Origin of the sequence: Halococcus saccharolyticus DSM 5350 (assembly GCF_000336915.1) — an archaeon.
Taxonomy (GTDB): Archaea; Halobacteriota; Halobacteria; order Halobacteriales; family Halococcaceae; genus Halococcus; species Halococcus saccharolyticus.
In genome coordinates this window covers 20,629-32,340 of record NZ_AOMD01000023.1, presented here as the reverse complement: position 1 = coordinate 32,340, position 11,712 = coordinate 20,629, and the positions used below count along the sequence as shown (strand labels likewise).

The 11,712-nt window shown below is 64.7% G+C and carries 10 protein-coding genes and 1 pseudogene (1 of these 11 only partly in view); 9 read left to right on the top strand and 2 right to left on the bottom strand.

All coding sequences use genetic code 11. The features are described from left to right. Positions 1-2: 2 nt before the first annotated feature. From C449_RS10235 to rqcH, 7 genes are all read left to right on the top strand, one after another. Positions 3-1,106 carry a DNA topoisomerase IV subunit A gene (locus C449_RS10235; protein ID WP_006077941.1) on the top strand — a complete coding sequence of 368 codons (1,104 nt, stop codon included), beginning with the start codon at positions 3-5 and terminating at the stop codon, positions 1,104-1,106. Between the two features lie 71 nt (positions 1,107-1,177). Beyond that, positions 1,178-2,701 (top strand): hypothetical protein, encoded by a 1,524-nt coding sequence (locus C449_RS10230; protein ID WP_006077940.1) that lies wholly within the window; start codon positions 1,178-1,180, stop codon positions 2,699-2,701. 7 nt (positions 2,702-2,708) lie between these two features. After that, the gene (locus C449_RS10225) at positions 2,709-3,233 is read left to right on the top strand and encodes a GrpB family protein (protein ID WP_006077939.1); all 525 of its coding nucleotides are present in this window, start codon (positions 2,709-2,711) and stop codon (positions 3,231-3,233) included. A 55-nt stretch (positions 3,234-3,288) separates the two neighbouring features. After that, the gene (locus C449_RS10220) at positions 3,289-4,941 is read left to right on the top strand and encodes a tRNA uridine(34) 5-carboxymethylaminomethyl modification radical SAM/GNAT enzyme Elp3 (RefSeq protein WP_006077938.1); all 1,653 of its coding nucleotides are present in this window, start codon (positions 3,289-3,291) and stop codon (positions 4,939-4,941) included. Positions 4,942-5,284: 343 nt separating this feature from the next. Beyond that, positions 5,285-6,346: an NAD(P)/FAD-dependent oxidoreductase gene (locus C449_RS10215; RefSeq protein WP_049914067.1), complete on the top strand. Its 1,062-nt coding sequence runs from the start codon at positions 5,285-5,287 to the stop codon at positions 6,344-6,346. Positions 6,347-6,585: 239 nt separating this feature from the next. Further along, entirely contained in the window at positions 6,586-6,948 is a 363-nt protein-coding gene (locus tag C449_RS10210) for a DUF4383 domain-containing protein (protein ID WP_241430105.1), read from the top strand. Between the two features lie 72 nt (positions 6,949-7,020). Continuing rightward, complete coding sequence (gene rqcH, locus C449_RS10205; protein WP_006077935.1) at positions 7,021-9,120, top strand: ribosome rescue protein RqcH; 2,100 nt, start codon at positions 7,021-7,023, stop codon at positions 9,118-9,120. Positions 9,121-9,149: 29 nt separating this feature from the next. On the opposite strand, the gene C449_RS10200 is transcribed toward rqcH, so the two are convergent. Both C449_RS10200 and C449_RS18520 read right to left on the bottom strand, forming a co-directional pair. Continuing rightward, the gene (locus C449_RS10200) at positions 9,150-9,884 is read right to left on the bottom strand and encodes an SHOCT domain-containing protein (RefSeq protein ID WP_006077934.1); all 735 of its coding nucleotides are present in this window, start codon (positions 9,882-9,884) and stop codon (positions 9,150-9,152) included. Then, entirely contained in the window at positions 9,874-10,389 is a 516-nt protein-coding gene (locus tag C449_RS18520) for a zinc ribbon domain-containing protein (RefSeq protein WP_006077932.1), read from the bottom strand. Before C449_RS18520 ends, C449_RS10200 begins: the two co-directional genes overlap by 11 nt. A 190-nt stretch (positions 10,390-10,579) precedes the next feature. On the opposite strand from C449_RS18520, the gene C449_RS10190 reads away from it, so the two are divergent. Together C449_RS10190 and C449_RS10185 are read left to right on the top strand one after the other, a co-directional pair. Next, positions 10,580-11,293, top strand: coding sequence for a DUF4013 domain-containing protein (locus C449_RS10190; protein ID WP_006077931.1), 714 nt, complete (start codon positions 10,580-10,582; stop codon positions 11,291-11,293). A 96-nt stretch (positions 11,294-11,389) separates the two neighbouring features. Further along, a pseudogene (locus tag C449_RS10185) lies at positions 11,390-11,712 on the top strand (pelota family protein); it runs 666 nt beyond the window's last position.

Below are 11,712 nucleotides of genomic sequence, written 5' to 3'. Positions count from 1 at the left end.
CCATGAGCACCGACACACCACCCGAGATCGACGAATCGGCGCGCGAGCGACTGATCGACCTCGCCGCCGAGTTCTACGACCAGTTCGCCGCGGGCGAGATCCCCGCAATGGAGATCCCGACGCGGACGAAATCCAACATCGAGTACGACGAGAGCAGCGACGTCTGGGTCTACGGCGACCGCCAGAGCACCCGCAGCGCGAACTCGGTCCGCGGCGCGCGCAAGCTGCTGAAGGCGATCTACACCATCGAGTTCCTCGCCGATCAGCTCGACGCGGACCGCTCGTCGACCCTCCGTGAACTCTACTACCTTTCGGAAAGCTGGGACGAGGAGGAGGCCCAGTTCAACGATCAAGACGAGTCGAACCAGCTGATCGAGGACCTCGAAATCGTCTCGAAAGTGACCCGCGAGGACTTCCACATGCGCCCGGAGGAATCCGGCGCGACGCTGATGGGACCGCTCCACCTCCGCGAGCAGACCCGCCGGGGCGAGCGCGATATCCACTGTCAGGAGGACGTCGGCGAGGGTGGGTACCAGATCCCGAACAACCCCGACACGATCGAGTTTCTCGATCACGACGCCGAGTTCGTGCTCTGTGTCGAGACGGGTGGGATGCGCGACCGACTCGTCGAAAACGGGTTCGACGACGACTACGGGACGATCGTCGTCCACCTCAAGGGCCAGCCCGCGCGGGCGACCAGACGGATCACGAAACGCCTCCACGACGAACTCGATCTTCCCGTGGTGGTGTTCACTGACGGCGACCCGTGGAGTTATCGGATCTACGGATCGGTGGCCTACGGCTCGATCAAGTCCGCGCATCTCTCGGATTACCTCGCCACGCCGGAGGCACAGTTCATCGGCATCCAGCCAGAGGACATCGTGGAGTACGATCTCCCGACGGACCCGCTCAGCGATTCCGATATCAACGCACTGGAGAGCGAACTCACCGATCCCCGGTTCCAGACCGACTACTGGCGCGAGCAGATCGAACTCCAGCTCGATATCGAGAAGAAGGCCGAACAGCAGTCCCTCGCCGCACGCGGGCTCGACTTCGTGACTGACACCTATCTGCCCGAGCGACTCGACGCGATGGGCGTGCTCTGAACTGAGAACGGGCGAACCGATCATGGACGCCAGCCGCGGGGTTAAAGACGCTCGCTCGCACACGGCGAGGCATGTCAGGATCGGATCTCGCGGCGGATGTCGAGGACGTGCTCGCGGTCGATGCGAGCGACTTCCGCAGCCGCGCTGAGGAGGAAGCCGAGGTCATCAAGCGCGAACTCGACGCTGGGACGTTCGACAACCCCCAGGCGATCGTGGGACTCGAATACGAGTTCTACGGCGTCAACCGCGAGACGAGCGAACTCGCGCGTGTTCCGCGCCGCCTGCTGGAGTTCATCGGGTTCGAGAAGGAACTCGGGCTCCACAACGCCGAGATGCGCACCAGTCCACAGCCGCTCAACTCACATGGGTTAGCAGCCCAAGAGGCGGAGGTGAGCGCCCGGCTCCGGACCGCACTCGACTGCGTACGCTCCTCGGGGCTGCGACTCGTCAGCGACGGAATGTGGACGATTCCGCCGGAGGGTGAGCCGGCGGGCGAGTATCTCTCGCGAAGCGTCGAGGACCGTGGCGTCCGGATCGCCTCGAACATGAGTGATTCCGTCCGGTATCACGCCATGGCGAACACCGCGGGCGCGGACGCGGTCGGAATGAATCTCGATGCGCCCCACGTCTCGCTCTCGGCAAAAACCGTGATGCCCGAGAGTCTGATCACGTCGATCCAACCCCATTATCAGGTCTCACACGCCGCCGATCTCCCCGACTACTTCCGCTATGCGCTCCGGATCGCCGGTCCGCTCCTCGCGCTCGGCGTCAACTCCCCGTTCTTCCCACCGGATCTCTACGACGATGCACCGGCTGAACGGATCGTCGAAGACGCCTGGATGAGTCACCGAATTCACGTCTTCGAGGCGATCTTGAACCCCAACAGCGGCACCGGGAAGGTCCGATTCCCCCGCGATCTCGACTCCACCGAACAGGCGGCCGATCGGATCGCGGCCGACGACACCATCGTCCCGATGCCGATCGAGGAATCGAACCGGTTCGACGACGCCTTCGCCACCTTCCGACAGAAACACGGCACCTACTGGCGGTGGGTACGGCCGGTGTTCGAGGGGTCGAGCAAGTCCTCGGCGAACGCCCGGATCGAGTTCCGCCCGATCGCGGGCCAGCCGACCGTGCGAGACACCATCGCGTTCCAGGCCGCCTTCGCGGGGCTGATGGAGAGCCTGACGCGCCGCGAACACCCGGTCGCAGGGCTCGACTGGCAGGCCGCACACGAGAACTTCTACGCCGCGATGCACGACGGTCTCGACGCCGAACTGACGTGGGTGACGAACGACGGCCGCGAGACCACTGCCTACGACGAGATCTACACCGATGTCTTCGATCACGCGAAGGACGGCCTCACTTCACGCGGTCTCTCCGAGGACGAGGCTGCGAAGTACCTCTGGCCGCTCCGACAGCGCGCCCGCCACGGAACGACGCCGGCGGACTGGAAACGCCACGAGGTCCGCCGCCGACTCGACGACGGCGACGATCTCGCAGCGGCGATCCACGGGATGCAGCGTGCGTACATCGATCGCCAGACCGAGACCATCATCGGCGACAGCAGTTTCGCCGACTGGATCGCCGACTGAGTCGGCGATGGTCGGACTGGAACGAGGAACGGTCGAACTCGTCCCGTACGACCCTGGCTGGAAGCGAGAGTACACGGCGGAAGTCGAACGGCTCGAATCGCTCGTCGGCGATCGAGTGGTCAAGTTCGAACACGCCGGGAGCACCGCGATCGAGGGGCTGGCGGCGAAACCGATCATCGACATGCTGGCGGTCGTCGACGATCTCGATGCGGAGGCCGACCTCGTTGCTGTACTCGAAAACCACGGGTACGAACACCGATCGAACGACGACGTGCCGGACCGACTGTTCCTCGTGAAGGGGCCACGAACCGCCCGAACGCACTATCTCTCGCTCGCAGAATACGCAAGCGACTGCTATCTCGAACAGGTCGTGTTCCGTGATCACCTCCGATCTCATCCCGGGCTCGCGGCGGAGTACGAGGAACTGAAACGCCGGTTGGCCGACGCACATCCCGACGATCGGGAGAGCTACACCGACGCGAAGTCGTCGTTCATCGAGCACGTTCTCGAACGGGCGATGGACGGGGCGTAGTCGACCCGAACAACAGGCTTATTCGCGCGACGCGGCGATTCCTTACAACGACCCGATGAGCACCGAGACGACCGACCCAACCGAATCGGAGGCATTCGAGCGGACCTGCGAGGCGCTGATCGAGCGAATTCTGGAGGGAGACCTCGAACGCGACGGCGTCGAGGCCGCAAAGCGCGAGGCGTGTGCGGAGTTCTCCTCGCCGAAAGTGCCGAAGAACTCCGAGCTTCTCGATCGCGCGCCCGAGGGCCGGCGCGAGGAGTTGGAAGAGGTGCTCCAGCGAAAACCCGTTCGGACTGCCTCCGGTGTCTCGCCGGTGGCGATCATGACCTCGCCGCAGGGCTGTCCCCACGGCAAGTGTCTTTACTGTCCCGGCGGCCCCGACTCGGAGTTTTCGAGCTCGCAGAGCTACACCGGCCACGAGCCTGCCGCGGCGCGCGGCGTCCAGAACGACTACGATCCCTACGGCCAGGTCACCCTCCGACTCAACCAGCTCCGCGAGATCGGCCATCCCGTCGACAAGGTCGAACTGATACTGATGGGCGGAACGATGACTGCCCGGAGCCACGACTACCAGGAGTGGTTCGTGAAGCGCGCACTGGAGGCGATGAACGACTTCGATCCCGAGGCCGAACCCAATCCCTCCGATACCGAGAGCTTCGCCCAAGACCCCGAGGAGTACGACTTCGAGTATCTGGAAGACGTGATCGCCGAAAACGAGCGCGGTCGTGTCCGGAACATCGGGACGACGTTCGAAACCAAGCCCGACTGGTGTGACCCGGAGCAGATCGATCGAATGCTCGACCTCGGCGGAACGAAGGTCGAGGTCGGCGTCCAGACCACCTACGACGAGATCAACCGCGCGATGCACCGCGGCCACGGCACGAAGGCCTCCGTCGACGCCAACCGCCGGCTCCGGGATGCGGGGTTCAAAGTCGGCTTCCACATGATGCCCGGCCAGCCCGGGATGGATCGCGAGATGTGCATCGAAGATTTCAGACGGCTGTTCGAGGAGCCCGAGTGGCGGCCGGACTACCTCAAGATCTACCCGATGCTGATCGTGCGCGGGACGGCGACCTACGACATGTGGCGACGCGACGACTTTGAGCCACTCGACAACGAGACCGCCGCCGAGCTGGTCGCCGAGATCAAGTCGATGATTCCGAAGTACGTCCGGCTCCAGCGGGTCCAGCGCGACATCCCGGCGGACTTCATCGACGCGGGTGTCTGGAAGTCGAACCTCCGCCAGCTCGCGCGCCAGCGGATGACAGAGCACGACTGGACGTGTGACTGCATCCGGTGTCGCGAGGTCGGAATGAACGACGAGCCGCCCGCGAACGTCGAGCGCGACGTTCTGACGTACGAATCCGGTGGTGGCACGGAACACTTCATCAGCTACGAGGACCCGGATCGCGATCTGCTGGTGGGCTTCTGTCGGCTTCGATTCCCGAACGACCCGGTGCGACGCGAACTACAGAACGCGGCGATCGTGCGTGAACTCCACGTCTACGGATCGATGGTACAGGTCGGTGACGAGAGCGCGGACTGGCAACACCGGGGCTACGGCGAGAAGCTCCTCCACCACGCCGAGTCGATGGCTGCCGGCACGGGCTTCGACAAACTCAGCGTCATCAGCGGCATCGGTGCGCGCGAGTACTACCACGATCGCGGCTACCACCAGGACGGCCCGTACGTCTCGAAGCGGTTATGAGGTGCCTCGACAGCTTTCATCCTCGAACCGCTCGACCGAGTGAATCGACGGCGGAGCGATCGTTGGATGAACTGATCGATGAATAGGGATTTGCCACGAAAACGACTGTGCGAGCGGTATACATACCCGAGATCGGCCAGTTCATTTATTACGGTGGGGTGAAAGTACGGTAGTGGGGCAAGGTCATACGGGTGATGCCACGCAACGGACCGCAACCCCGTGGTGCGGAGACGGTTTCACGATTCGTACACTGATTCTGGACGGCTCGAAGTGATTGCTGTAGCGCGTGACCGAGGCCACCGATCGACGGCGAGTTAAGCGATCCGTGTGTATCGATACCTCGATGACTGATCACGGGAACGAACAGGAAGCAACGGTCGCTATCGTTGGGGCGGGCGCGGCGGGTGCGGGGGCGGCGTACGCGCTGGAAAACACCGTGGCTGAGGTCACCGTTTTCGAAAAAAGCCGTGGAGTCTGCGGCCGTGCCGCCACCCGCCGCAAGAACGACTGTCGGTACGACCACGGTGCGAACTATTTCAAAGACGAGGATTTTCGAGTGACCGAACTCGCCACCGAAATCCTCGACACTGATGGCCTGGTGGAGGCCGAGGGCCCGATCTGGACGTTCGACGCCAGCGGGACGGTCAGCGAGGGTCGTGATGTCGACGACCACAAGTGGACCTACCGTGCGGGGATCACCCAGCTCGCGAAGCGGCTGTTCGGTCGGACCGAGGTCACGATCGAGAAGTCGACTCGCGTCGGCGGTATCGAGCGCGTCGATGGGGGGTGGACGCTCGCGGACACCGACGGCACCGATCTCGGCCGATACGATTCGCTGCTTCTCACCCCGCCCGCACCGCAGACTGCCGACCTACTTGCAGCCACCAAATGGGACGACGACCTCCGTCGTGACCTCGAAACCGCCATCCGGAACGTATCCTTCCGGCCGACTATTACCGCGGTACTGCACTACTCCTTCGAGATCGATCGGCCGTACTACGCGCTGGTCAACACCGACAAGGACCACGAGATCGGGTGGTGCTCGCGCGAGGAGTGCAAACCGGGCCACGTCCCCGACGGCGAGAGCCTCCTGATCGTCCAGCTAGGAGCGGACTGGTCGGCCGATCGGATCGACGACCCGCCCGCCGAAACCGTCGCCGACGCTGCCGACCTCACCGCCGACCTGCTTGACGACGATCGCCTCACCGACCCGGACTGGACCGACTATCAAGGCTGGCGCTACGCCCAGCCAGGCGGCGCGGTCGCGGCCGAGCCGCTCGACCGCGCCGCGGAGCACGATCTCTTCTTCGCTGGCGACTGGGTGGCGGGCGAGGGACGGGTCCACCTCGCGCTCCGGAACGGGCTCGACACCGGTGAGTGGATCGCGAATCGGCTGATGTCGTGACCACTGGCTACCGGTACACGAAGCCGACTCCTGTCACAAATGAGAACCGCAAGCCACACCCTCCCCAACCGATTCTCTCCGCTCGCGACGCTCGCTTCGTTCATCCCTCGCGCGAGTCGTGCGTCTTCGACGCACTCCCGCGCGCCACCACCAGTGAGGGCACACGAAATCTCGGCCGAGGGCACTGTCGTTCGTGGTTCGTCGATGGGATTATGCCACTCGGGGGCATGATCGAAGCGATGAGCGAAGAGACACCGACTCGCCAGGACCGGTTCGCGACCAGACTCGGCCTCTTCCTCACGGCCGTCGGCGTCCGAGGGCTCTCGCGCGAGCGCGTCCTCGGGCTCGTGGGGATGAACCGACTGCACGCGGTCGAGCACATCGCGGTCGGCGTCGCGGGCATCGCTGCAGGGGCGTCGCGGCGCGGACGGTCGTACTCGGGCATCGTGGCTGTCGCCCTCCTCGCCGAGGTCGTGCTCGGGCTCCTCCCGTGGACGAAAGACTGGTTCCGTGACCTGTTCAACGCGGACCGCCGGACGACTGCCGTGCAGCTGGTGGTGGCGCTCGTCTCGCTGCGGTCCTTCCGCAGCGACAGCGAGTGAGGTTCGGGGGGTCGATCCGACCGTCCCCCGCATAGCGACACCCATTTTTCCGGGCCGTCCGGAGGCCGGGGTATGGACCCGAAGCGCGAGCTCACCAGCGTCGACCTCGCCGCCCTCGTCACCGAACTCGGGACGTATGCGGGCGCGAAGCTCGACAAGGCCTATCTCTACGGCGACGATCTCCTCCGATTGAAGCTCCGTGATTTCGACCGCGGTCGAGTCGAGCTCCTGATCGAGGTCGGCGAGACCAAGCGCGCCCACGTCGTCGATCCCGACAACGTTCCCGACGCGCCCGGTCGGCCGCCAGGCTTCGCGAAGATGCTCCGGAACCGACTCTCCGGCGCGGACTTCGCTGGCGTCTCGCAGTTCGGCTTCGATCGCGTGCTCACGTTCGAGTTCGAGCGCGAGGACCAAAATACGAAAATCGTGGCCGAGCTGTTCGGCGAGGGTAACGTCGCGGTGCTCGACGCGAACGACGAGGTGGTCGACTGCCTCAACACCGTCCGGCTCCAATCGCGGACCGTCGCACCTGGCGCGACCTACGAGTTCCCCTCCTCGCGCTTCAACCCGCTCGCCGTCGACAGCGACGGGTTCGCCGCACGGATGGCCGAGTCGAACACCGACCTCGTGCGGACGCTCGCCACACAGTTGAACTTCGGTGGGCTGTACGCCGAGGAGCTCTGTACCCGCGCTGGCGTCGAAAAGGAACGCGCGATTGAGGATTCGGACGAGGAGGAATTTTCGGCGCTCTACGAGGCGACCGAGCGCCTCACCGACCAGCTTTCGAGCGGCGCGTTCGAGCCCCGCCTCTACCGTGAGGACGACCAACCTGTGGACGTGACGCCGTTCCCGCTGGAGGAGCGTGCTGACCTCGACAGCGAAGGATTCGACTCGTTCACCGCGGCGCTCGACGCGTACTTCGTGGCGCTCGACACGACCGAGGACGAGGAGGGCGGCGGCCGGGAGCGCCCCGACTTCGAGGACGACATCGAGCGCCAGCAGCGGATCATCGAACAACAGGAGGGCGCGATCGAGGACTTCGAGGACCAGGCCGACGCCGAGCGCGCGAAGGCCGAGTCGCTGTACGCCCACTACGATCTCGTCGACGAGATCCTCTCGACCGTCCGGAACGCACGAGAGCAGGGCACGGGCTGGGACGACATCGAGGAGCGCTTCGCCGAGGGAGCCGACCGCGGAATCGCGGCCGCCGAGGCCGTCGACGGCGTCACACCGAGCGAGGGGACCGTGACCGTGGACATCGACGGTCGGTCGGTCGAACTCGACCCCAGAGACGGCGTCGAGCAGAACGCGGATCGCCTCTACAAGGAGGCAAAGCGCGTCGTGGGCAAGAAGGAGGGCGCGGAGGAGGCAGTCGCCGAAACCCGCGCGGAACTCGAAGCACTCCAGCGCCGCCGCGACGAGTGGGAATCTGCCGACGAGAACGAGACCGAATCAACCGACACCGACGAGGACGAGGACATCGACTGGCTCACCCGTCGGTCGATCCCCGTCAGGCAGAACGAACAGTGGTACGAGCGATTCAGATGGTTCCGCACGAGCGACGGCTTCCTCGTGCTCGGCGGGCGCAGCGCCGACCAGAACGAAGATCTCGTGAAGAAGTACCTCGAACGTGGCGATCGGTTCTTCCACACCCAGGCCCGCGGTGGCCCGGTCACGGTGTTGAAGGCGACGGGGCCGAGCGAGCCCACGGAGGAAGTCGAGTTCTCCGAGTCGACCTTAGAGGAGACCGCGCAGTTCGCGGTCTCGTACTCGTCGGTCTGGAAGAACGGACGGTTCGCCGGCGACGCGTACATGGCGAGCCCGGACCAGGTCTCGAAGACGCCTGAAAGCGGTGAATACTTGGAGAAGGGTGGGTTCGCGATCCGTGGCGACCGGACCTACTTCCGGGATACTGCGGTCGGGGTCGCGGTCGGGATCGTCTGCGAGCCCGAAACCCGCGTGATCGGCGGACCACCGACGGCGATCGAGTCGCGTGCCGAAACGTCGATCACCGTCGAACCGGGTCAGTACGCCCAGAACGACGCGGCGAAGCGCCTCTATCGCGAGTTCCGCGAGCGGTTCGCCGACACGTCGTTCGTCCGGAAGGTCGCGAGCCCCGACCTGATCGCGGAGTTCCTGCCGCCCGGCGGCAGCCGGATGACCGAGGAGTAGGTGTCAAGGAGAGCGCCGTCACTACTGATTCAGCGCAATCGTTCCGTCTCGGCCGGCTCACGCCAGTGGTTCCCCTCGACGTCCTCGCTTTCGAGCAGGCGTTCGAGCCGGCGTTCGAACTCCGCCTCACCGATCTCCCCACGGGCGTAGCGCTGTCGAAGTGCCGCCAGTGCGTCCGTCTCTGTTGCTGTTTCCGTTCTCTTCCCGGACTGACTGTCCGATGGCGCTTGACGTGTCCCACCCGAACCGGCAAGGAGTTCGTCAGCGACGTCGGCCGCGACCGGGATCCGGCGAGTTTCGCCCTGATACGCAGTGACCATCAGAAACACCCAGAGGCCGAGCGTTGCCAGTGAGATGAGCCCACTCAACAGTCCCGCGATCGAACTGACGGCGGCGAACACCGCGCCGACCACGACACTCGCCATGGCGAGTGCGCCGAAGACCACGATACTCTGGGCGGCGTGGAATCGGACATAGCTGTCGTCGTCTTCGAGCACGTAAACCGCGATCCCGGAAACGAACCCGAGGGCGTACGAGAGTGCGGCCGCGACGTTCGACTCCAGACCGGTGCCGCTGGTTGAATCGCTTATCGAACCCGTCGATCCCCCGAACCCGCCGGCCGAGTCGCTCGTTTCGCCCACCGAGCGGTTGTACTGCTCGTTTCGGACGCCACAGTGCGGACAGACCTCGGCACGCATCTTGATCGCCTCACCGCAGTGGCGACAGAACACCTCGTCGGGACTCCGTTCGCGTTCAGAACTCATTGGTTGGCCGGGTTGATTTCTGGTTGGTTTGCTCCGCGGTACGGTATGCGTCGTAGATGCTGTACCCCCAGATAAGCGGCGTCGTGATGAGACCGATCAGCACGAGCGTTGCGAGCGCGGAGAAGAACATGAGTACCATCAGCGCGATACCCTTGCCGACCTCGCCGTTGTAGATCTGGCCGGCTCCAGTCCAGACCGCCGAGGCGAGCGCTGCGAGACCGGGACTTTTCTCCTGGCCCGTCGACGGCGGTGGGCGCTGTCTGACGCCACACTTCGGGCAGATCTCTGCGGCCGATTTGATCGGGACACCACAGCTCCAACAGTAAACCTCGTCCGAATCGAGGGGCTGTTTCGCCGCCGAACCGCTCGATCGTTCGCTCGGGATCGGCTCCTGTCGGCCGTCCGTTGCGTCCACTTCGAGGGTCGACTCCCCTGTATCGATGTGCGAATCACCCCCGTCCGGCGCGAGCGAGCGATCGCCACCCGCATTCGTTGTGCCGTCCATCGGCTGTCACTCGTGAATCAGTTCGCGTCGGTATAACTCTTGTTTCGTCTTTGCCATCCGACCCGTCATCCTCAACTGGAACAACTGGCAGCCTCAGTTGCTGAAACCACCGATAACTATATCTCCTCATCGGTCGTATTAAGCGACAGAGATTGCACCGCCAGCGGCGAGTAGCGGTCTCGGAGATACTATGATCAGCGACGCACTCAACTACCTCAGAAACAGCGACGACGCACTCGTAACCGTACTCATCGGCGGACTGCTGTCCGTGTTCGGCTTCCTCCTGATCCCCGTTTTCTTCGTGAACGGGTATCTCGTTCGGGTTCTCCGTCGGACTGCCGCGGGTGACGAAACCGCACCGGTCTTCGACGACTGGGGACGGATGGGCATCGAGGGGCTGAAAGCCACCGTCATCGCGATCGTCTACGGGTTCGTTCCGTTCGTCGTCGGTGCGGTGCTGATCGGCGGCTCGGCGGTCGCCATCGCCACCGGCGGCTCCGTCGACGGTGGATCGGCCGCAGTCGGTGCGGGCGTCCTCGGCCTCCTCGTGGGTCTCGCGATCACGTTCGTCCTCGGGCTCGCGGCGTGGTACGTCATCCCCGCCGCGACCGTGAACTTCGCCGAGCGCGGAACGCTCGCCGCCGGGTTCGACTTCGGCACGCTTCGCCCGATCCTGTTCAGCGGGGCGTACGCGACTGGCTGGCTCCTCGCACTCGGCGTGATCGTCGGCGGCGGGATCATCGCCGGGGCGCTCAACGCCGTGATCCCGATCCTCGGCGCGGTACCGGGCCTGTTCGTGTCCTTCTACGCCTCGGTAGCGGCGTACTACGTCATCGGCCGCACATGGAGGAACCTCCGGCCCGTCGAGACTCGCGAGAGCACCGACGAACAGCCCGCCGTCTGAGCACTGCGGCTCACTTCCGAACGCTTTTTTTCGGCTGGATTGGACGCCAGCCCAACGAACGACAGCGCACTTACCCTCCGAGCGCTCGTTCCTACTATGCGCATCGACGGCCGTACCCGCGTCGAGGGCGAGCGCGAGCGCTGGACGCTCGTGCCCGAGAGCCTCGACGACCTCTGGCATCTCTCCTACGTGCTCGAACCTGGTGACCTCGTCTCGGGCGACACCACGCGGCGCATCCAGCGCGACGACGACCGCATGCGCGACACCGGCGGCGAGCGCGAGCCCATGTCGGTAACCATTACCGTCGACGAGAGCGAGTTCCACAAGTTCGCCAACCGACTCCGCGTGTCCGGCACCATCGAGTCGGCCTCCCGCGAGGACCAGGTCGGTCACCACCACACCTGTCTCTTATACACATC

What these genes read in the sequence shown, in the direction of transcription:
- C449_RS10190 (WP_006077931.1), top strand. Translation starts at nt 10,580, where the DNA reads ATGATCAGCGACGCACTCAACTACCTCAGAAACAGCGACGACGCACTC.
- C449_RS10220 (WP_006077938.1), top strand. Translation starts at nt 3,289, where the DNA reads ATGAGCACCGAGACGACCGACCCAACCGAATCGGAGGCATTCGAGCGG.
- C449_RS10210 (WP_241430105.1), top strand. Translation starts at nt 6,586, where the DNA reads ATGAGCGAAGAGACACCGACTCGCCAGGACCGGTTCGCGACCAGACTC.
- C449_RS10200 (WP_006077934.1), bottom strand. Translation starts at nt 9,884, where the DNA reads ATGAGTTCTGAACGCGAACGGAGTCCCGACGAGGTGTTCTGTCGCCAC.
- rqcH (WP_006077935.1), top strand. Translation starts at nt 7,021, where the DNA reads ATGGACCCGAAGCGCGAGCTCACCAGCGTCGACCTCGCCGCCCTCGTC.
- C449_RS18520 (WP_006077932.1), bottom strand. Translation starts at nt 10,389, where the DNA reads ATGGACGGCACAACGAATGCGGGTGGCGATCGCTCGCTCGCGCCGGAC.
- C449_RS10230 (WP_006077940.1), top strand. Translation starts at nt 1,178, where the DNA reads ATGTCAGGATCGGATCTCGCGGCGGATGTCGAGGACGTGCTCGCGGTC.
- C449_RS10235 (WP_006077941.1), top strand. Translation starts at nt 3, where the DNA reads ATGAGCACCGACACACCACCCGAGATCGACGAATCGGCGCGCGAGCGA.
- C449_RS10215 (WP_049914067.1), top strand. Translation starts at nt 5,285, where the DNA reads ATGACTGATCACGGGAACGAACAGGAAGCAACGGTCGCTATCGTTGGG.
- C449_RS10225 (WP_006077939.1), top strand. Translation starts at nt 2,709, where the DNA reads ATGGTCGGACTGGAACGAGGAACGGTCGAACTCGTCCCGTACGACCCT.